Genomic DNA, 20,151 nt, shown 5'->3' with positions numbered 1-20,151 from the left:
CGGCGCCGGAAGAAGGAAGGATCAGACCCGCTTGAAGACCAGCGAGCCGTTCGTGCCGCCGAAGCCGAAGTTGTTCTTCAGGGCCACGTCGATGCGCATCTCGCGCGCCGTGTTGGCGCAGTAGTCGAGATCGCACTCCGGATCCTGGTTGAAGATGTTGATGGTGGGCGGCGAGACCTGGTGATACACCGCCAGCACCGTGAACACCGACTCGATGCCGCCCGCGCCGCCGAGCAGGTGGCCGGTCATGGACTTGGTCGAGTTGACGGTCAGCTTGCGGGCATGGTCGCCGAAGGCCAGCTTGATGGCGTTGGTCTCGTTGACGTCGCCCAGCGGCGTGGACGTGCCGTGTGCGTTCAGGTACTGCACCTGGTCGGGATGGACCCCGGCGTTGCGCAGCGCCGCCTGCATCGAGCGGCGCGGGCCGTCGACGTTGGGGGCGGTCATGTGGTAGGCGTCGGCGCTCATGCCGAAGCCGGCCAGCTCCGCGTAGATCTTCGCGCCACGCTTCTTCGCGTGCTCGTATTCCTCGAGGACCACCACGCCGGCGCCCTCGCCGAGCACGAAGCCGTCGCGGTCCTTGTCCCAGGGGCGCGAGGCCGTCTTGGGATCGTCGTTGCGCGTCGACAGCGCGCGGGCCGCGGCAAAGCCGCCGATGCCCAGCGGCGAGACGGTGGATTCGGCCCCGCCCGCGATCATCACGTCGGCGTCGCCGTATTCGATCAGGCGACCCGCCTCGCCGATCGCATGCAGGCCCGTCGTGCAGGCCGTCACGATCGCGAGGTTCGGCCCCTTGAAGCCGTACATGATGGACACGTGGCCGGAGATCATGTTGATGATCGATGCCGGCACGAAGAAGGGCGAGATGCGGCGCGGACCGCGCTGCATCAGTTCGGCATGCGTCTCCTCGATCAGCGGCAGGCCACCGATCCCGGAGCCCACCAGGCAGCCGATGCGCTCGGCCATCTCCTCGCTCAGCGCGTCACCGGTCGGCAGGCCCGCGTCGCGGATCGCCTGGATGGACGCCGCCAGCCCGTAATGGATGAAGGTGTCCATGTGCCGGGCTTCCTTGGCGGGGATGTACTCCTCGATGTTGAAGCCCTTGACCTCGCCGGCGAAGCGGCAGGCCAGGTTCGATGCATCGAACTTGGTGATGTGGTCGATGCCGGACTTGCCGGCAAGCAGGTTCGACCAGGACTCCGCCACCGTGTTGCCCACAGGGGTGACGAGTCCCAGGCCGGTCACGACGACACGACGACGGCTCATGCGAAGGGATGAAAAGGGAGCGGGGAGAAACCAGGAAAGCCGATCAGGCCTTCTGGTGCTTCAGGGCGTAGTCGATGGCGAGCTGGACGGTGGTGATCTTTTCGGCTTCCTCGTCGGGAATTTCGATGCCGAATTCATCTTCCAGCGCCATCACGAGTTCGACGGTGTCGAGCGAGTCAGCGCCCAGATCGGCCACGAAAGCCTTCTCGTTGGTGACTTCCGACTCGGCCACGCCGAGTTGCTCGGCAATGATCTTCTTGACGCGTGCTTCGATATCGCTCATGACTCCTCCAGGAGGGGTTTCAGAAAACAGCCCGTGATTCTACGACCGATGGGGAGCGAACTTCTAAACCCCCACCTGCCGGCATTCCGGAACGGGCACCAACCGGCCGATGCCGCGCAAATCGCGGCCTCGGGAATCAATTCATGTACATGCCGCCGTTGACGTGCAGCTCGACGCCGGTGACATAGCCGGCCTGCGGCGAGGCCAGGTAGGCCACGGCGTGCGCGATGTCTTCCGGGCGGCCCAGGCGGCCGAGCGGGATCTGCGCCATCAGGGCGTCGGTCTGCTGCTGCGACAGCGCCTTGGTCATGTCGGTCTCGATGAAGCCGGGCGCCACGCAGTTGACGGTGATGCCGCGGCTGCCCAGCTCGCGCGCCAGCGCGCGGGTCATGCCGGCCACGCCGGCCTTGGCCGCCGCGTAGTTGGCCTGGCCCGGGTTGCCGCTGGCACCGACGACCGAGGTGATGTTGACGATGCGGCCGTAGCGCTGCTTCATCATCAGGCGGATCACGGCGCGGCTGAGGCGGAACACGGCCTTCAGGTTGGTGTCGAGCACCGCGTCCCAGTCCTCGTCCTTCATGCGCATGGACAGCGTGTCGCGCGTGATGCCGGCATTGTTGACCAGCACGTGCAGCGCGCCGTGCTCCTTGCCGATCGCCTCGACCAGCGCCTCGACGCCGGCGGCGTCGTTGACGTTCAGGCAGGCCCCCTTGCAGCCCGGATGGGCGGCCAGCGCCTCGCTGATGGCCTGCGCGCCCGCCTCGGTGGTGGCGGTGCCGACGACCTTCAGCCCCTTGCGCGCCAGTTCAAGCGCGATGGCACGGCCGATGCCGCGACTCGCGCCGGTGACCAGCGCGACCTGTCCCTCGAATTGCATCTCGTTCATTGCAGCAGCCCCTTCACCTCGGCCAGCGAGGCCGGATCGAACACGTTGCCGACCTGCAGCTCGCCGTCGATGCGCTTGACCATGCCGGCCAGCACCTTGCCCGGCCCGCACTCGACCACCGTCGTGACACCGCGCGCCTTGAGCACCTGCACGGTCTCGACCCAGCGCACCGGGCCGAAGGCCTGGCGGTACAGGGCGTCGCGGATCGCCGCAGGATCGGTCTCGACCTTGACGTCGATGTTGTTGACGACCGGGAGGCGCGGTGCCTCGAAGGCGGTCATGGCCAGGCGCTCGCGCAGCCGCTCGGCGGCCGGCTTCATCAGGCTGGAGTGGAACGGCGCCGACACCGGCAGCGGCAGCGCGCGCTTGGCGCCGCGCGCCTTCAGCACCTCGCAGGCCTTCTCGACCGCGGCCTTGGTGCCGGCGATCACGGTCTGCTTGGGATCGTTGAAGTTCACGGCTTCCACCGGCTCGCCGGCCGCGGCGGCGGCCTCCTCGCAGCCGGCACGCACCTCGGCGGCGTCCAGGCCCAGGATCGCGGCCATGCCGCCGGCGCCCACGGGCACGGCTTCCTGCATCGCCTGGGCGCGGAAGCGCACCAGCGGCAGCGCGTCGGCGAACCGCAGCGCGCCGGCGGCGACCAGCGCGGTGTACTCGCCGAGCGAATGGCCGGCCACGACCGCGGGCTCACGGCCGGTCTCCGCCAGCCAGGCACGGTAGCAGGCCACGCCCGCGGCCAGCATCACCGGCTGGGTGTTGGTGGTCAGGTCCAGCTCTTCCTTCGGACCTTCGGCGATCAGGCGGGCGACGTCCTGCCCCAACGCCTCGGAGGCCTCCTGCAGGGTCTGGCGCACGACCGGATGGTCGCCCCAGGCATCGAGCATGCCGACCGACTGGGACCCCTGGCCGGGGAACACGAACGCGAATGCACTCATCTCGGGTTTCGGATCTGAGGATGGGAAATCGGAGTCAGGGCGCTGCGCGGGCGGCTGCCACCGCGTTCACCAGTCGAGCAGCACGGCGCCCCAGGTGAAGCCGCCGCCCACGCCTTCGAGCATCAGGGTGTCGCCGCGCTGGATGCGGCCGCTGCGCACGGCCTGGTCGAGCGCCAGCGGGATCGAGGCGGCCGAGGTGTTGCCGTGCTCGTCCACCGTCACCACCAGCTTCTCCAGCGGCAGGTGCAGCTTCTTCGCGGTGCCCTGCATGATGCGGATGTTGGCCTGGTGGGGGATCAGCCAGTCGATGTCGGCGTCGCTGCGGCCGGCCTTGGCGAGCACCGCACGGGCGGCTTCCTCGAGCACGCGCACCGCAAGCTTGAACACGGCCTGGCCGTCCATCTTGAGCAGCGGATCGCCCAGCACCTTGCCGCCGGACACGTTGCCCGGGGTGCACAGGATGCCGACATGGCGGCCGTCGGCATGCAGCTCGGTGGCCAGGATGCCGGGGGTGTCGCTGGCTTCCAGCAGGACCGCGCCGGCCCCGTCGCCGAACAGCACGCAGGTGGTGCGGTCATTGAAATCCAGGATGCGGGAGAACACTTCGGCGCCGACCACCAGGGCCTTGCTGGCCGCCCCGGTGCGGATCATCGCGTCGGCGACCGTCAGCGCGTAGACGAAGCCCGAGCACACCGCCTGCACGTCGAACGCCGGACAGCCGTGCACGCCCAGCTTCTGCTGCAGCAGGCAGGCGGTCGACGGGAACACCATGTCGGGGGTGGACGTCGCAACGATGATCAGGTCGATCTCGTCGGCGCGGCGGCCTGCCGCCTCCAGCGCATGGCGCGCGGCCTGCAACGCCAGGTCGCTGGACGTGACGTGCGCATCGGCGAAGTGGCGCGCCCGGATGCCGGTGCGCTCGACGATCCAGGCGTCGGACGTCTCGATCCCGCGCTGGGCCAGTTCGGCAGCGAATTCGGCGTTGGTCACGCGCCGGGGGGGCAGGTAGCTGCCGGTCCCGGTGATGCGGGAATATCTGGGCGTGAAATCGGTCATGCAGTCTTGGCGACCGGGATCTGGGAGTCGGCAGGCGCCACGGCGGGCAAGGCCTGCAGGGTTTCGACGATCCGGTCATGGACCCGGTCGAGCAACCGGTTTCGGGCCGCATCATACGCCCGATTGAGGGCCTGCTCGAACGCGAACGCGTCCGCCGAACCGTGGCTCTTGAACACCAGGCCGCGCAGGCCGAGCAGCGCGGCGCCGTTGTAGCGGCGGTGGTCAACCCGGTTTTTGAAGCGATTTAGGACAGGAAGCGCAACGATCGCCGCAAGTTTGGTGAAGATGTTGCGGGTGAACTCCTGCTTGATGAAGCTGGACAGCATCGCCGCCAGCCCCTCGGCGGTCTTCAGCGCCACGTTCCCCACGAAGCCGTCGCAGACGATGATGTCGGCCCGGCCGGTGAAGATGTCGTTGCCCTCGACGTTGCCGCAGAAGTTCAGATGGCCGCGGTTGGCCGCAGATCGCAGCAGTTCGCCGGCCTTCTTGATGGTGTCGTTGCCCTTGATGACCTCTTCGCCGATGTTGAGCAGGCCCACCGTGGGCTGGGACTTGCCCTGCACGGCCGACACCAGCGCGCTGCCCATCAGGGCGAACTGCAGCAGGTGTTCCGGCTCGCAATCGACGTTGGCGCCGAGGTCCAGCACCGTGGTGTAGCCGTCCTTCTGGTTCGGCATCACGGTGGCGATCGCCGGGCGGTCGATGCCGTCCAGGGTCTTGAGCACGTAGCGCGACACCGCCATCAGGGCGCCGGTGTTGCCGGCCGAGACGCAGGCGTCGGCAGCAGCGGTGCCGTCCTCGCCCGGCTTGACCTGGCTGATCGCCACGCGCATGGACGAATCCTTCTTGCGCCGCATGGCGATCTCGACCGGGTCGTCCATCTCGACGACCTCGCTGGCAGGCACGATGGTGCAGCGCGGCCAGTCCCGCGCGGCCTCCAGGGCCTCGGGACGACCGACGAGCAACAGCTCCGCCTCGGGATGGGCGGCCAGGAAGGCCCGGCAGGCCGGCAGCGTCACGGAAGGACCGTGGTCGCCACCCATGCAATCGACGGCGATGCGGACGACGCGCGACGCCGCCCGCGCAGACTGATCAGCAGAGAGATTCATCGCTTGTGACGCAGGGCCGACGCTCGTTGCCGGCGCTGACGGGGCCGCAGCTTAAGGCAGCCCGGCGCAGCCAGGCAACGACAGCGCAGGCGGCCGCACCGCGGCAACCTCCTCGGCATCGCGAGGCAGCGACAGCGCGCCGCCCGGCCGTCACGACGGACGAACCGGTCAGGCGTCGGCCTTGGTCTTCAGCACCTTGCGACCGCGGTAGAAGCCGGTCGGGCTGATGTGATGACGCAGGTGGGTTTCGCCGGTGGTGGGCTCAATCGCGGTCGGCGGGTTGACCAGGTGCTGGTGGGCACGGTGCATACCACGCTTCGACGGCGACTTCTTGTTCTGTTGAACGGCCATGGCTCGCTCCTTGGGAAAACCCGCGATTCTAGCATTGCGCGCGGGCGCCCGGCCAGTCGGGGGTTGCTGTGCGGCGCGGGGCGGCGACGAAAGTCGCATCCCGCTTCGTCACGACCGGCATTGCCGGCCCGGGGGCGAGGACTCAGGACGACGAGCGGCCTTTCTTCAGCTGCGCCAGCACCGCGAACGGGTTGGGCTGTTCGGGCCGGGCCTCGGATTCGGCAGGCGCCTCGGGCTCGGGGTCATCCTCCGCCGCCATCGGCAGCGGCACCGGGCAGGCGTCGTGGCGTGGCACGATCGGCAGCGCCAGGATCAGCTCGTCCTCGACCAGCTCGCGCAGGTCCAGCGCGCGCGTGAGCGCGAGCACGTCCTCCTCGCTGTCGCTGTCCTGCGCCTCGGCCTCGGCCTCGCCGTGCACGAAGCGGAAGCTGCGCTCGACCTCGAGCGCTTCCTCCACGGGCTGCAGGCAGCGCTGGCATTCGAGCGCCACCGTGGCTCGGGCCTTCAGGTGCAGCCAGGTCTGGGCCTCGGCCCCCAGCCGCTCGACGCGCTCGCCCTCGGCCGACCAGGCGACCTGCCGGCCGGCAGGCGCGGCCTCCTCGTGCTGCGACGAGGCCAGCCGCGGCAGTTCCTCCAGCGGCCACTGACCTTGCAGCGCGCCGCCCTCGCGGGCGAACACCTGCACGTCCAGCCGCAGCGGATTGAATTCCTTCGCTTTCATGTCCGGGCAGTGTAGCGGGCGACGCCTTCCCCGCGGCCGTGCGAGACAATCGCGGCCATGGTGTTGCACTCTGCTTCCGCCGCGGCGACGCCGCGGCGCCTGATCCTCGGCTCGACCTCGCGCTACCGCCGCGAACTGCTCGAGCGCCTGCGCCTGCCGTTCGACGTGGTCTCGCCGCAGGTCGACGAAACCCCCGACGACGGCGAGGCGCCCGCGGCGCTGGCGCAGCGGCTTGCGCTGGCCAAGGCCCGCGCGGTGGCGGCCCTGCACCCCGATGCGGTGGTGATCGGCTCCGACCAGGTGGCCGACCTCGCCGGCCGGCCGATCGGCAAGCCGGGCACGCACGACAACGCGGTGCGCCAGCTGCGCGAGATGAGCGGCCAGGCGGTGGTGTTCCAGACCGCGGTGGCGGTGGTCTGCCAGGCCACCGGCTTCGAGCGTGTCCAGCTGGCACCGGTGACGGTGCGCTTTCGCGCGCTGTCGGACGCCGAGATCGAGAACTACCTGCGCGCCGAGCAGCCCTACGACTGCGCGGGCAGTGCCAAGTCCGAAGGGCTGGGCGTCGCGCTGCTCGAGGCGATCGAGTCGGACGACCCGACCGCGCTGGTCGGGCTGCCGCTGATCCGCACCTGCGCGATGCTGCGCGAAGCGGGCATCGACGCGCTCGCCGCCCCGGCCGCGCGATGACGGGGCGGCTGTACCTGGTGCCGGTCCCGCTGGACTTCGGGACGCTGCGCGCCGACGCGTCCCCGCCGCCACTGACCGAGGTGCTGCCGCAGCAGGTGCTGGAGACCGCCGCGCGCCTGCCGGCCTGGATCGCCGAGAACGCGAAGACCGCACGCGCCTTTCTCAAGCGCGTGCACGCGGTCGTGCCGCTGCAGCAGCCGCTGCAGACGCTGGCGATCCGCGAGCTGCCGCGCCCGCCCAAGGGGGGCACCCGCACGATCCCGCCCGAGGTGCTGGACGCGCTGCTGGCCCCGGCCGTGCAGGGGCAGGACGTCGGGCTGGTGTCGGAAGCGGGCATGCCGGCGGTGGCCGACCCCGGCGCGGAGGTGGTGCGGCGCGCCCACGAGCTGGGCATCGCGGTGGTGCCGCTCGTGGGGCCCTCCTCGCTGCTGCTCGCGCTGGCGGCCAGCGGGATGAACGGGCAGAGCTTCGCCTTCGTGGGCTACCTGCCGGTCGAGGACGGCGCCCGCGCGGCGCGCATCCGCGAGCTGGAGGCGCTGGCGCGGCGCACCGGGCAGACCCAGCTGATGATCGAGACGCCCTACCGCAACCCGGCGCTGATGCAGGCGCTGCTCGCGCACCTGCGGCCGGACACGCGCCTGTCGGTCGCCTGCGGGCTGACGCTGGCCGGCGGCTGGAACCGCAGCCAGAGCGTGCAGCGCTGGAAACTGGAACGGCCGGGGCTGCCCGCGGACATCCCGGCCGTGTTCGCGATCCACGGCGGCTGAGGGCCGCCGCGGCGCTGCCTCAGCGCCTCAGACCTTGCGGCCGGCGCCGCCCAGCAGCACCGGCACCTTGCGCTTGGGCTTGATGTAGGGCGACAGCGAGCGCGTCACCGCCGGCGCCGGCGTGGCCGGCTGCTTCTCCCAGCCGGGGGCGGCGGCCGGATCGGCCTCGTAGGGACGCGAGAAGATCGGGTCGTCGGGCACAGGCGGCGCGGCCGGCACGACCGGCGCGCGGCTGCTGCGGCGCGGCTCGGAGCGCTCGCCCTCGCCCTCGGCCTCGTCCTCGCGCCGGCGCGGACGCCGCGGGCGGTCGTCCTCCAGCTCGAGCGGCTCGATCTCGATCTTCTTCTTGGTCAGCTTCTCGATCTCGGCGACCTGGCGCTGGTCGCTGCGCGTGACGAACGAGATCGCCAGGCCCGAGGCGCCCGCGCGGCCGGTGCGGCCGATGCGGTGCACGTAGTCCTCGGCGTTGAACGGGATGTCGAAGTTGAACACCGCCGGCAGGTCGGCAATGTCCAGGCCGCGCGCGGCCACGTCGGTGGCCACCAGCAGCTCGACCTCGCCGCGCTTGAAGGCCTCGAGCGCCTTCAGGCGCTCGTCCTGCGACTTGTCGCCGTGCAGCGCGGCGGTCCTGAGGCCGTCGCGCTCCAGCGCGCGCGCCAGGCGGGCGGCGCCCAGCTTGGAGTTGACGAACACGATGGCCTGCGACAGCGAGCGCTCGCGCAGCAGCTGGCGCAGCGCGCGGCGCTTGTCGTCGTCGTCGACGCTGTAGAAGCGCTGCTCGACCGTGGTCGCGGTGGCGTTGGGACGCGCGACTTCGACCAGCACCGGGTCCTGCAGGTAACTCTGCGCCAGCTTCTTGATCTCGGGCGAGAAGGTGGCCGAGAACAGCAGCGTCTGGCGCTGCTTGGGCAGGTAGCTCAGGATGCGCTGCAGGTCGGGCAGGAAGCCGATGTCCAGCATGCGGTCGGCTTCGTCGAGCACGACGTACTCGACCTGGTTGAGCGTGCAGTTGCGCGCCTGGATGTGGTCCAGCAGGCGGCCGGGGGTGGCGATCAGCACCTCGACGCCGCGGCGCAGCTCGGCCGTCTGCGGCGCCATGTCGATGCCGCCGAACACGCAGGCCACGCGCAGCTGGGTGTACTTGGCGTAGGCCTTCACGTTGACGGCGACCTGGTCGGCCAGCTCGCGGGTGGGCGCCAGCACCAGCGCACGCACCGGGTGCCGTGCCGGCGAGGCACTGGTGTTCTCGTGCCGGAGCATCTTCTGCAGCAGCGGCAGCGAGAAGGCGGCCGTCTTGCCGGTCCCCGTCTGCGCCGCGCCCATGACGTCGCGACCGCTCAGGACCACGGGGATGGCCTTGGCCTGGATCGGCGTCATGCTGGTGTAGCCCATCTCGGCGATGGCACGCTGCAACGCAGGGCCGAGAGGGAGGGTGGAAAAGTCTCCGCCCGGAACGGGAGCTTGTGGGGTCACTTCGGTCATAAGCCGATGATTATCGTCCACCCGCTTGACAAACGCCTGGAAACCGCGCAGTTCACCCCGGAGGCACCCGGGACGGCCGGTATTCCGGCACGATCCGGCACAGCCAGCGCCGCACCTGCGCGTCCGACACCAGCCCGGCGGCCTCCTCCAGCGCCGCGGGCAGCGCCTCGCTTGGCCGGTGCTCGAGGCGGGCGATGCGCAGGCGCGCGATCGGCGTGGGCACGGTGGCGTCGGAGTCGGCCAGCAGCTCCTCGTAGAGCTTCTCGCCGGGACGCAGCCCGGTGTAGACGATGGGGATGTCCTCCGGCGCGTGGCCGGCCAGGCGGATCAGGTGGCGCGCCAGGTCGACGATGCGCACCGGCTCGCCCATGTCGAGCACGAACACCTGCCCGCCCTCGCCCATCGCCGCGGCCTGGATCACCAGGCGCGCCGCCTCGGGGATGGTCATGAAGTAGCGCATCATGTCCGGGTGGGTCACGGTGACCGGGCCGCCGTGCGCGATCTGCTCCTTGAACTTGGGGATCACGCTGCCGCTGGAGCCCAGCACGTTGCCGAAGCGCACCGCGATGTAGCGGGTGCCGGGCACCTGGCCGGCGTAGTGCGAGACGATCATCTCGGCCGCGCGCTTGGTGGCGCCCATCACGCTGGTGGGGTTGACCGCCTTGTCGGTGGAGATCAGCACGAAGCGCTCGACGCCTGCCTCGGCCGCGGCGGTCGCGGTGCGCCAGGTGCCCAGCACGTTGTTCTGCAGCGCGGCCCAGGTGTTGTGCTCCTCCTCCATCAGCGGCACGTGCTTGTAGGCCGCGGCATGGAACACCACCTGCGGGCGCCAGGCGGCGAAGGTGCGGCGCAGGTGGGCGAGGTCCTTCACGTCGCCGATGACCCGCACCAGGTCCAGGTGCGGGTACTGCCGGCCGAGCTCCTGCTCGATCGTGTACAGCGCGTATTCGCTCAGCTCGTACAGCACCAGCCGGCCCGGCCCGTAGCGCGCCACCTGGCGGCACAGCTCGGCACCGATGCTGCCGCCCGCGCCGGTGACCAGCACGGTGCGGCCGTTGAGGCATTCCGAGATGCCACCCTCGTCCAGCGTCACCGGCTCGCGGCCGAGCAGGTCCTCCGGCTCGATCTCGCGCACGCGGCTGACCTGCGAGCCTTCGCGCAGCTCCTCGGCCGAGGGCACGGTGAGCACCGGCAGCCCGGTCTGCGCCGCCTGCTCGATCACGCGGCGCCGCTCGGCCAGGCGCAGCGAAGGCATCGCGACGATCACGTGGGTCGCGCCCAGCCGCGCAGCGTGGCGCGGCAGGTCGCGCAGCGGCCCCAGCACCGGCACGCCGCCGATGCGCGCCTGCTGCTTGGCCGGGTCGTCGTCGAGCAGCCCGAGGATCAGGTAGCCCTGGTGCTGCACGCCGGCCAGCAGCAGCCGTGCCGCCTCGCCGGCGCCCAGCACCAGCGCGCGGCGCGGCTCCCCCTGGGGGCCGGCGAGGCGCGCGCGCATGTGCTCGTACAGCATGCGGTAGCCGATGCGCACGGTGCACAGCCCCATCAGCGCGACCACCGGGTGCAGCGCGAGCACCGCGCGCGGCACCTCGCGCAGCTGCGCCATCAGAACCACCACCGCGCCGACCAGGCCGGCGACGAAGCAGCCGAGGGCCAGGCGCTTGACCTCGCCGAAGCCCGAGAAGCGCCACATGCCGCGCGGCACGCCGAACAGCCGGAACACCGCCAGGTACAGCACGACCAGCCCCAGCATCACCCAGGGGTCGTAACCGGGGCGGGCGCTGATCCAGCGCTCGAAGCCGAGCCGGAACAGGTAGGTGACGTTCCAGCACAGCGCGACGACCAGGCCGTCGACCGCCATCACCAGCGGCTGCCGCCAGCGGCGCAGGCGGGCCAGCAGGGCATCGAGCCGCAACCACAGGCGCGTCATGTCCCGCCTCCCCACAGCACCCGCAGCGTGCGCGCCAGCAGCCGCAGGTCGGTCCACAACGTCGCATGCTCGACGTACTGCGCGGCGTACTGCAGCTTGTGCGGCAGCACCTCCTGCACGTAGGTGCGCTCGGGGTCGTCCGAGCGCGCCAGCAGCTCGCTCTCGCGCCGGTACTCGATCGAGGCCAGGTCGGTGATGCCGGGCCGCACCGACAGCACCTTCTCGCGCAGCGCGGGCGGGTAGAGCTGCACGTAGCGCGGCACCTCGGGACGCGGGCCGACCAGGCTCATCGTGCCCTGCAGCACGTCGATCAGCTGCGGCAGCTCGTCGAGCTTGTAGCGGCGCAGCACCGCCCCGACGCGGGTGATGCGCGGGTCGTCGCCGACGGTCAGCTCGCGGCCGCGCACCGGCGCGTCGGCGACCATGGTGCGGAACTTGTGGATGCGAAACGGCACGCCGTGGCGCCCGACGCGCTCCTGGCGGAAGAACACCGGCCCGGGGCTGTCCAGCCTGATCGCCAGCGCGATGAGCGCGAACAGCGGCCACAGCAGCAGCAGGCCGGCCGCGGCAACGACGAGGTCGAACAGGCGCTTGCCCATGCGGCGGCGTTCAACCCAGGATGCGGTGCAGCGCCTGCGCCACCCGCTGCACGTCCGCATCGCTCATGCGGGTGTAGATCGGCAGGCTCAGCGTGCGCTCGTAGAAGCGCTGGCTGTGCGGGAACTGCTCGGGCACCAGGCCGTAGCGGTCGCGCCAGTACGGCTGCAGGTGCAGCGGGATGTAGTGCACGCTGCAGCCGATGCCGGCCTCGAACAGCCGCTCGATCACGGCGTCGCGGGGCAGCGGCGCGTCGTCGGCCAGGCGCACCGGGTAGAGGTGCCAGGCATGGCGCTCGCCCGGCGGCGCCTGCGGCGGCAGGCGCAGCGGCAGCCCCTGCAGCAGCTCGCCGTAGCGGCGCGCGATCGCCGCGCGGCGCTGCTGGAACGCGTCGGCGCGGCGCAGCTGGTGCAGGCCGAGCGCGGCGGCGATGTCGGTCAGGTTGTACTTGAAGCCCGGGGCGACGATCTCGTAGTACCAGCTCGGCACCTTGGCGGTGAAGCGGTCGAAGGCGTCGCGGCTCATGCCGTGCAGGCGCATCACGCGCGCACGCCGCGCCAGCTCCGCGTCGCGCGTCACCAGCATGCCGCCCTCGCCGGTGGTGATGGTCTTGTTGGCGTAGAAGCTGAACACCGTGGCGTCCGACGCGAGCGTGCCGACCAGCGCCCCGCCGACCGTCGCGGGCAGCGCGTGCGCCGCGTCCTCGACCACCTTCAGGCCGTGGCGCGCGGCGATGTCCAGCAGCCGCGGCATGTCCGCCGCCAGCCCTCCGTAGTGCACCGGCACGATGGCCTTGGTGCGCGGCGTGATGGCCGCCTCCACCGCGGCCGGGTCGATGCACAGCGTGGCCGGGTCGATGTCGACCAGCACCACGTCGGCCCCCAGGTAGCGCACCACCTCGGCGGTGGCGGTGAAGGTGTGGGTGGTCGTGACGACCTCGTCGCCGGGGCCGATGCCCAGGGCCTCCAGGGCCAGGTGCAGGCCGGCGGTGGCCGAGTTCACCGCGATCGCGTGCAGCCCGGTGCCCGGCCCGCCCAGGTAGTCGACGAAGGCCGCCTCGAAGCGGCGCGCCTTGGGACCGGTGGTGATCCAGCCCGAGCGCAGCGTGTCCACGACCTCGGCGATTTCCTCCTCGCCGATCTCGGGCAGCGCAAAGGGGAGGAAGGGCTCGGCACTCATCTCGGTTTCTCGATCCAGGCCAGCACGTGGGTGCGCAGCGGCCAGCGGTTGAACAGGGTGTACAGCGCGGGATGCACGCGGGTCACCGCGCGGGCGACGGGCGGGGCGAGCGTCAGGCGTTCGGCCTGCAGCCGCCCTTGCGGGAACAGCTCCCGCACGCGCGGCAGCGGCACTCCGCGCACGTCCGGGTTGCGCGGATTGTCCACGGTGAAGTCGTACCAGAGCACGCCACCGCCCGGCTTCACCCAGCGCCACATCACGTCGGCCAGGCGCTGCTGGTAGTCGTCGTCGAGCAGCGAAGAGAACACGGTGGCCTGGTAGACGATGTCCTGGCTGTCCTGCGCCAGCAGGTCGGGCGCCTCGGTGGCGTCGGCGCAGTGGACCTCGACCGCCGGCGGCAGCACGTGACGCGCCTCGCGGGCCCGGTCGGGCAGCAGTTCGATGCCGAACAGGTGCTCCGGCACGAAGCCCATGCGCAGCAGCTCCAGCAGGTTGGCCCCGTTGCCGCAGCCGACCTCGACCAGCCGCAGCGGCGCCGGATCGCGCCAGCCCTGGGCCAGCAGGCGGCGCGCGATCGCGCGCTGGCGCTCCTGCGCGGCCAGCAGCGCCGGCGGATTGAGCAGGCTGTAGCGCCAGTCGCCCGCAGGACGGCGCGCGTAGCGCTCCCGCACGGCCGCGGCTTCGTCGTGCGGCGCGGAGGTCGGATCGTGCGACGACATGGCCAGCCCCTCCTTCATCGTGTCAGCCGCGCGAAGCGCTCGCGGCCGGCAGCAGCCCCCCGCAGCACGTCGAACCAGCCCCACAGCGAGCCGATGCCGTAGCCGAAGTGGTAGGCCGCGATCACGCCGGGCAGGCGCCACCACAGCCCCCAGCCGGCGCGCGCGGCGATCGCCAGGCTCGCCGCCAGCACCGCCGCAGCATAGGCGCCGGCCAGCACGGCCGGCAGCGCCGCCGGCGCCCCGAAGGGCAGCGCCGCGACGCTGCCCGCCAGCGCGAGCACGAAGGCCCCCGGCACCAGGTGGCGCAGCGCGGCGGGCTGGCCGTGCTTGCGCATCACGAAGGGCTTCCAGTAGCCATACTGCAGGTACTGGCGGTACAGCGCGCGCAGCGAGCCGCGCGGGCGGTAGGCACTGCGGATCGCCGACGACTGCCAGACCCGGCCGCCCCCCTTGACGATGCGCAGATTGTGCTCGTCGTCCTGGTTGCGCGCCAGCGCCTCGTCGAAGCCGCCGAAGCGCTCGAAGGTGCGGCGCGGCCAGCAACCCAGGTACACGGTGTCGACCGGCCCGTCGTAGTCGAGCTGGCGCGAGCGGGCCCCGCCGGCCAGCCAGCGCGACTGGAACACCGCGGCGACCGCGCGCTGCATCGGCGTCTCGCCCTCGGCGCGCCAGGGGCCGCCGACGTTGTCCGCGCCGCTGGTGGCCAGCGCCTCCAGGCAGCGCGCGACGTAGTCCGGGGCGTAGCGGGTGTGCACGTCCATGCGCACCAGCACCTCGCCGCGCGCCTGCTCCAGCGCCCGGTTCAGCCCCGCCGGGACGATGCGCGCCGGGTTGTCGATCACGCGCAGGCGCGCATCGGCCGCGGCCAGCCGCTGCAGGAGCTCGGCCGTGCCGTCGTCGCTGCGCCCGTCGGCGACCAGCACCTCCAGCGCCCAGCCGGCCGGCAGCTGCTGCCGCAGCACGTCGGCGCAGAAGGCTTCGATGTGCGCCCGCTCGTTGCGGCAGGGCACGAGCACCGACACCAGGCGCGTCATGCCCGCTCCCCGGCCAGCAGGCCGCGGTACAGCGCGTCCATGCGGTCCATCTGCGTGCGCCGCGCGGCTTCCGGGTCAACGCGGGCGCGGTTGCGCCGCCCCATCTCGAGCGCGCGCGCCGGGTCGTGCAGCAGCGCGCGCAGCGCCTCGGCCAGCGCGACCGGGTCGCGCGGCGCCAGCAGCCAGCCGCCCTGCGCGTCCACCCATTGCCGGTTGGCCGGCAGGTCCGAGACGATCACCGGCAAGCCGGCGGCCATCGACTCGAGCAACGCCACCGAGGTGGCGTCGCTGGTCGGGATCGAGACGCTGACATGCGCGCGGTTGACCAGCTGCGCGAGCCGGTCCTCGTCGACCCGGCCGTGGAAGTGCACCACGTCGGCCAGGCCCAGCGCCTGGGCGGTCGAGCGCAGGCGCGGCTCCAGCGAACCGCCGCCCAGCAGGTGCAGCTCGATCGCCGCGCCCGGCTCCGCGGCGCGCAGGCGCGCGGTCGCGTCCAGGATCACGTCGATGTTGTAGTTCGGCTCCCAGGCCCGCAGGCTGACGATGCGGAACACCGGGTCGGTGCTCGGGTAGGGGCGGAACTTCTCGGTGTCCGCCCCCCAGTAGACCTGGTGCAGCGGCGCGCGCGGCCGGTAGCGCGCGATCTCGTCCAGCATGTCCTGGCTGTCGGCGGTGATCAGGTCGGCGCGCCGCAGGATCCAGCCGGTGAGCCAGCGCACCGCCCGGCTGCGCCGCGGCGAGACGAGGATGTCCGAGCCCCAGCCGGTCAGCACCAGCGGCCGCCGCCCGCAGGCCGCGGCCCACAACCCGTAGGACGTGATGTAGTGGCCATGCACCAGATCCGGGGCGAGCCGGGCGGCCAGCCGCCGCACCGTGGGCAGGGCCGAGAACCACGGCCAGTTGCCGTCCGGCGTGTGCAGCGCGTGCACCTCGGCACCCTCGATGCGCTGGAACTGGCGCGACAGCACCGTGCAGCGCCAGCCGCGCTGCACCATCGCCGCGACCCAGCGTTGCGTGTGCACGCTCTGCGCGTCGGCGCAGAACAGGATGTGCCCGTTCATCGCCGTGCCTGCTGCCAGCCGATGCCGCAATAGTGTTCAGCCGCCTCGGGGTGCTGCTCCAGCCAGGGCGCGTCGATCTCGCGCACGTCGCCGAGCACCCGCGCCGGCTGGCCCCCGACGATGGCGTAGTCGGGGAACTCGCCGTCCACGTAGCTGTGCGCACGCACCAGCACGCCGCGCCCCAGCCGGCTGCCGGGCGCGATGACGGCACCCGGCCCGATGAAGCAGTACGGCCCGATCGACGTGGCGGCCAGCCGCATCCCGGCCGGCGCCGGATGGCCCCAGTAGCGCCGCCCCATCAGCCGCGCCGCGACGTGGCTGGAGTGGCTCAGCACCGAGACATGGCTGGTGATCTGCGTGCCTTCGCCGATCGCCAGGCCACCGGCCGCGTCGATGAAGTTGAAGTGCCCGATGTAGACGTGGTCCTCGATCTGCAGGCGTTGCGGGCACTGCAGCTCGGTCGCGGTGCTGATGCGCGTGTGCGGCAGCCAGGTGCCGTCGGCGCGCCGGTAGCCGTACAGCATCCGGGGGCCGACGAGGCGCCGCAGCAGCGAGTGGACGAAGGACTTGACCATGGGCCCGACGAGTCTACCGGCCCAGCCAGCGCAGCGGTGCGGCCAGGTCGTGCCGCAGCTGCCGCCAGTCCGGACACAGCACCGCCTGCCAGGCCAGCCCGGCGTGCGCGCGGAACAGGGCCAGCCCCCAGCCGATGGCCAGCAGGTAGGACGCCGAGGTCGCCAGCGCCGCCCCGGCTGCGCCGGTGCGCGGCACCAGCCACAGGCACAGCGCGACGTTGACGGCCAGCGAGGTCGAGGCCACCGCGGCCGACAGGTGCGGGCGCCCCAGGTAGTTGGTGTAGAAGGCCGACAGCGTCGAAGCGGCCGCGTAGGCCCACACCCCCGGCAGCAGCAGCGCCAGCAGCGGCAGCGAGGCGGCGTACTCCGGGCCCAGCAGGCCGGGCAACCCCCAGCCGGCCAGCGCGAGCAGCACCGGCGAGGCCAGCAGCAGCACCGCGAGGTTCAGGTGCACCACCCGCACCGTCAGCGCCGCGGCCTGCGTCCGGTCCGGCTGGCCGATGCGCGCATACGCGGCCACGCTGACCGAGGACGAGACGAACCACAGCAGCTCGGCCACCGTCACCGCCACCGAGTAGACGCCGGCCGGCGCCAGCCCGGCGTGGTGCTCGACCAGGAACAAGTCGACCCGGTAGTTCAGCCAGCTGACCAGGTTGGTGAGCCCGACCACGACACAGAACCCGGCCAGCGGCGCCCAGCGCGCGAGGTCCACGTAGCGCAGGCCGAAGCGCGCCGCGGCATGCAGGGCCGCGGCCACGCCCACCAGCGCGCGCGACCCCAGCCAGGCGAGCATCGCGCCGGTCACGCCGGGCTGCGCCGCCGTGGCCAGCGGCAGCAGCACGAGCGCCAGCAGCGGCGGCGCCAGCGTCAGCAGGTTGATCGGCCCCATCCGGCCCAGCCCCAGGTACAGGCCCGAGACCGTGGGGGTCAGCAGCAGGAAGGGGGCGGCGGCGGCCAGCAGCGGCAGGTAGCGGTAGGCCGGGTCGTCACCCCAGCGCGCGGCCGCCAGGCCCAGCACGGCGGCGCCGGCCAGGCCCGCGAGCAGGCACCACAGCAGCGCGCCGGCCAGCCAGGTGCCGGCCTCGTCGCCGTGGTGGGAGACCCGGCGCGCCACGGCCAGCCCGATGCCCGAGAACAGCGCGGCATAGACCGCCTCGGTGGCCACCAGCAGCGAGAACGCCCCCTGGTGCTGCGCCCCCTGGCGCGCGACGATCGCGATCAGCGCCATGCCCAGCGCGACCGCGAGCAACTTGGCGACGAAATGACTGATCGCGCCGCGGGAAATCGAAGGGACTGGCATGCGGAGGACGCGGAAGGACGGGTCGCGCGAAGGTGGCGCGATGATACGTCCGCCGGGGCTGCGCGCCGGCCGCCGCTGGCCGGCCCGGTAAAATCGGCCCCTTTTCCACGCCCTCCCGAGTCCGTCATGACCGAACGTGCGACGCCTGCCGCCCCCGCCGAGCCGCAAGCAGCTCCCGACACCAACCAGCTCATCGCCGAACGCCGCGAGAAGCTCGCCGCGTTGCGCCAGCAGGGCGTCGCCTTCCCGAACGACTTCAAGCCGCGCCACCACGCCGAGGAACTGCATCGCCTGTACGACGGGCGCTCCAACGAGGAGCTCGAGCCGCTGCACATCAACGTCTCGGTGGCCGGCCGCATGATGCTCAAGCGCGTGATGGGCAAGGCCAGCTTCTGCACGCTGCAGGACGGCACCGGCCGCATCCAGCTCTACATCACGCGCGACCAGGTCGGCGACGAGGCCTACGCCGCCTTCAAGCACTGGGACCTGGGCGACATCCTGGGCGCCGAGGGCGTGCTGTTCAAGACCAAGAGCGGCGAGCTGTCGGTGCAGGTCACCGTGCTGCGGCTGCTGACCAAGAGCCTGCGTCCGCTGCCGGACAAGTTCCACGGCATGACCGACCAGGAACAGAAGTACCGCCAGCGCTACGTCGACCTGATCACCGACGAGGGCGCGCGCAAGCGCTTCGTCGCGCGCAGCAAGGCGCTCGCCTCGATCCGCAACTACATGACCCAGCATGGCTTCCTGGAAGTCGAGACGCCGATGCTGCACCCGATCCCGGGCGGTGCCAACGCCAAGCCGTTCAAGACCTACCACAACGCGCTGGACCAGGAGATGTTCCTGCGCATCGCGCCGGAGCTGTACCTGAAGCGGCTGCTGGTGGGCGGCTTCGAGCGGGTGTTCGAGATCAACCGCAACTTCCGCAACGAGGGCATCTCGGTACGCCACAACCCCGAATTCACGATGATGGAGTTCTACGCGGCGTACTGGAACTACCACGACCTGATGGACTTCACCGAGTCCATCCTGCGCCAGGCCGCGCGCGACGCGACCGGCTCGGCCACCCTCACCTACCAGGGCAAGGTGGTCGACCTGGAGCAGCCGTTCGCCCGCCTGAGCATCCGCGACGCGCTGCTGCGCTACGCGCCGCGCAGCGACGACGCCCAGATCGACGACCCGGCCTACCTGCGCGAGCAGCTGCGCATCCTCGGCAAGGAGGCGCCGGCGCACTGGGAGCTGCCGCAGCTGCAGTTCGCCTGCTTCGAGGAGCTGGTCGAGGACAAGCTGTGGGAGCCGACCTTCATCGTCGACCACCCGGTGGAGGTCTCGCCGCTGGCGCGCGCCTCCGACACCAACCCGGCCATCACCGAGCGCTTCGAGCTCTACATCACCGGCCGCGAGATCGCCAACGGCTTCTCGGAGCTGAACGACCCCGAAGACCAGGCGGCACGCTTCCAGGCCCAGGTCGCGGCCAAGGACGCCGGCGACGAGGAGGCGATGTACTTCGACGCCGACTACATCCGCGCGCTCGAGTACGGCATGCCGCCGGCCGGCGGCTGCGGCATCGGCATCGACCGGCTGATCATGCTGCTGACCGATTCGCCGAACATCCGCGACGTGATCCTGTTTCCCGCGCTGCGCAAGGAGCAATGACCACCGGCGCCCGCCTGCAGGACCTGGCCCGGATCGAGTCCGCGGTCTGGGACGAGCTGCAGCGGGCCGCCCGCACCCGGGGCCACCCCTGGCGCACCGCGGTGCTCGCCACCCGCGAGGGCGAGCTGGCCGACGCACGCTTCATGGTGCTGCGCGACGTGCGCACGGCCGAGCGCGAGCTGCTGTTCTACACCGACGCCCGCTCCGCCAAGGTCGTGCAGGCCGGGCTGGCCCCGCTGGCCACGGTGGCGATGTGGGCGGCCGACCCGGGCTGGCAGCTGCGCTGCCGGGTGCGGCTGTCGGTCCAGACCGACGGGCTGGACGTGTCCTCGCGCTGGGCCCGGCTGCGCCTGTCGCCGGCCGCGCAGGACTACCTCTCGCCGCTGCCGCCCGGCGCCGCGGTGGACGCCCCGCCCCCGCTGCCGCCGCGCGACGGGCGCCACCATTTCGCGGTGCTGGTCGCGCAGGTGCTGTCGCTCGACTGGCTGGAGCTGCACGCCGAGGGGCACCGGCGCGCCCGCTTCGACGCAGACGGGGCGCGCTGGCTGCAGCCCTGAGGCGGT

General features: G+C 71.8%; 21 protein-coding genes. 4 read left to right on the top strand and 17 right to left on the bottom strand.

The genetic code is table 11. The annotated features are described in order from the left end of the window. Nucleotides 1-21: 21 nt before the first annotated feature. The 8 genes from fabF to IS481_RS04565 form a co-directional block, all read right to left on the bottom strand. Entirely contained in the window at nucleotides 22-1,266 is a 1,245-nt protein-coding gene (gene fabF, locus IS481_RS04600) for a beta-ketoacyl-ACP synthase II (protein ID WP_104356072.1), read from the bottom strand. A gap of 43 nt (nucleotides 1,267-1,309) precedes the next feature. Further along, entirely contained in the window at nucleotides 1,310-1,549 is a 240-nt protein-coding gene (gene acpP, locus IS481_RS04595) for an acyl carrier protein (protein WP_047196359.1), read from the bottom strand. Between the two features lie 136 nt (nucleotides 1,550-1,685). After that, complete coding sequence (gene fabG, locus IS481_RS04590) at nucleotides 1,686-2,435, bottom strand: 3-oxoacyl-ACP reductase FabG (RefSeq protein ID WP_104356071.1); 750 nt, start codon at nucleotides 2,433-2,435, stop codon at nucleotides 1,686-1,688. Then, the gene (gene fabD, locus IS481_RS04585; RefSeq protein ID WP_104356070.1) at nucleotides 2,432-3,370 is read right to left on the bottom strand and encodes an ACP S-malonyltransferase; all 939 of its coding nucleotides are present in this window, start codon (nucleotides 3,368-3,370) and stop codon (nucleotides 2,432-2,434) included. Before fabD ends, fabG begins: the two co-directional genes overlap by 4 nt. A 66-nt stretch (nucleotides 3,371-3,436) precedes the next feature. Continuing rightward, complete coding sequence (locus tag IS481_RS04580) at nucleotides 3,437-4,426, bottom strand: beta-ketoacyl-ACP synthase III (protein ID WP_104356069.1); 990 nt, start codon at nucleotides 4,424-4,426, stop codon at nucleotides 3,437-3,439. Further along, the gene (gene plsX / locus IS481_RS04575; protein WP_104356068.1) at nucleotides 4,423-5,535 is read right to left on the bottom strand and encodes a phosphate acyltransferase PlsX; all 1,113 of its coding nucleotides are present in this window, start codon (nucleotides 5,533-5,535) and stop codon (nucleotides 4,423-4,425) included. The genes IS481_RS04580 and plsX overlap by 4 nt, the downstream gene beginning before the upstream one ends. 168 nt (nucleotides 5,536-5,703) lie before the next feature. Then, on the bottom strand, nucleotides 5,704-5,886 hold the full coding sequence (gene rpmF / locus IS481_RS04570) for a 50S ribosomal protein L32 (RefSeq protein ID WP_104356067.1): 183 nt from the start codon (nucleotides 5,884-5,886) through the stop codon (nucleotides 5,704-5,706). Between the two features lie 142 nt (nucleotides 5,887-6,028). Next, nucleotides 6,029-6,607 carry a YceD family protein gene (locus IS481_RS04565; RefSeq protein ID WP_104356066.1) on the bottom strand — a complete coding sequence of 193 codons (579 nt, stop codon included), beginning with the start codon at nucleotides 6,605-6,607 and terminating at the stop codon, nucleotides 6,029-6,031. Nucleotides 6,608-6,664: 57 nt separating this feature from the next. Between IS481_RS04565 and IS481_RS04560 the strand changes: the two genes are divergently transcribed. Together IS481_RS04560 and IS481_RS04555 are read left to right on the top strand one after the other, a co-directional pair. Continuing rightward, nucleotides 6,665-7,294 carry a Maf family nucleotide pyrophosphatase gene (locus IS481_RS04560; protein WP_104356065.1) on the top strand — a complete coding sequence of 210 codons (630 nt, stop codon included), beginning with the start codon at nucleotides 6,665-6,667 and terminating at the stop codon, nucleotides 7,292-7,294. Further along, entirely contained in the window at nucleotides 7,291-8,061 is a 771-nt protein-coding gene (locus IS481_RS04555) for an SAM-dependent methyltransferase (protein WP_104356064.1), read from the top strand. Before IS481_RS04560 ends, IS481_RS04555 begins: the two co-directional genes overlap by 4 nt. A gap of 27 nt (nucleotides 8,062-8,088) precedes the next feature. Here the strand turns inward: IS481_RS04555 and IS481_RS04550 are convergent, their stop codons facing one another. The 9 genes from IS481_RS04550 to IS481_RS04510 are packed head-to-tail and all read right to left on the bottom strand — an operon-like array spanning nucleotide 8,089 to nucleotide 17,935. Next, the gene (locus IS481_RS04550) at nucleotides 8,089-9,543 is read right to left on the bottom strand and encodes a DEAD/DEAH box helicase (RefSeq protein ID WP_104356063.1); all 1,455 of its coding nucleotides are present in this window, start codon (nucleotides 9,541-9,543) and stop codon (nucleotides 8,089-8,091) included. 52 nt (nucleotides 9,544-9,595) lie between these two features. Then, nucleotides 9,596-11,470, bottom strand: a complete 1,875-nt coding sequence (locus IS481_RS04545) for a polysaccharide biosynthesis protein (RefSeq protein WP_104356062.1) — start codon at nucleotides 11,468-11,470, stop codon at nucleotides 9,596-9,598. Next, nucleotides 11,467-12,069, bottom strand: coding sequence for a sugar transferase (locus IS481_RS04540; protein WP_104356061.1), 603 nt, complete (start codon nucleotides 12,067-12,069; stop codon nucleotides 11,467-11,469). The genes IS481_RS04545 and IS481_RS04540 overlap by 4 nt, the downstream gene beginning before the upstream one ends. Before the next feature lie 10 nt (nucleotides 12,070-12,079). After that, entirely contained in the window at nucleotides 12,080-13,246 is a 1,167-nt protein-coding gene (locus IS481_RS04535; protein WP_104356060.1) for a DegT/DnrJ/EryC1/StrS family aminotransferase, read from the bottom strand. Continuing rightward, nucleotides 13,243-13,965, bottom strand: coding sequence for a class I SAM-dependent methyltransferase (locus IS481_RS04530; protein ID WP_104356199.1), 723 nt, complete (start codon nucleotides 13,963-13,965; stop codon nucleotides 13,243-13,245). Before IS481_RS04530 ends, IS481_RS04535 begins: the two co-directional genes overlap by 4 nt. Nucleotides 13,966-13,979: 14 nt before the next feature. Continuing rightward, complete coding sequence (locus tag IS481_RS04525; RefSeq protein WP_104356059.1) at nucleotides 13,980-14,999, bottom strand: glycosyltransferase family 2 protein; 1,020 nt, start codon at nucleotides 14,997-14,999, stop codon at nucleotides 13,980-13,982. Beyond that, nucleotides 14,996-16,060 (bottom strand): glycosyltransferase, encoded by a 1,065-nt coding sequence (locus IS481_RS04520; RefSeq protein WP_104356058.1) that lies wholly within the window; start codon nucleotides 16,058-16,060, stop codon nucleotides 14,996-14,998. The genes IS481_RS04525 and IS481_RS04520 overlap by 4 nt, the downstream gene beginning before the upstream one ends. Continuing rightward, nucleotides 16,057-16,635 (bottom strand): acyltransferase, encoded by a 579-nt coding sequence (locus IS481_RS04515; RefSeq protein WP_104356057.1) that lies wholly within the window; start codon nucleotides 16,633-16,635, stop codon nucleotides 16,057-16,059. The genes IS481_RS04520 and IS481_RS04515 overlap by 4 nt, the downstream gene beginning before the upstream one ends. 13 nt (nucleotides 16,636-16,648) lie before the next feature. Beyond that, nucleotides 16,649-17,935: a lipopolysaccharide biosynthesis protein gene (locus IS481_RS04510; protein WP_104356056.1), complete on the bottom strand. Its 1,287-nt coding sequence runs from the start codon at nucleotides 17,933-17,935 to the stop codon at nucleotides 16,649-16,651. Nucleotides 17,936-18,061: 126 nt separating this feature from the next. Between IS481_RS04510 and lysS the strand changes: the two genes are divergently transcribed. After that, nucleotides 18,062-19,588, top strand: coding sequence for a lysine--tRNA ligase (gene lysS / locus IS481_RS04505; RefSeq protein WP_104356055.1), 1,527 nt, complete (start codon nucleotides 18,062-18,064; stop codon nucleotides 19,586-19,588). Continuing rightward, entirely contained in the window at nucleotides 19,585-20,145 is a 561-nt protein-coding gene (locus tag IS481_RS04500; protein WP_104356054.1) for a pyridoxamine 5'-phosphate oxidase, read from the top strand. The genes lysS and IS481_RS04500 overlap by 4 nt, the downstream gene beginning before the upstream one ends. Nucleotides 20,146-20,151 lie beyond the last annotated feature (6 nt).

Origin of the sequence: Caldimonas thermodepolymerans (assembly GCF_015476235.1) — a bacterium.
Classification (GTDB): Bacteria; Pseudomonadota; Gammaproteobacteria; order Burkholderiales; family Burkholderiaceae_C; genus Caldimonas; species Caldimonas thermodepolymerans.
The sequence above is the reverse complement of the archived record's forward strand: the minus strand, read 5'-3'. Positions and strand labels throughout refer to the sequence as shown.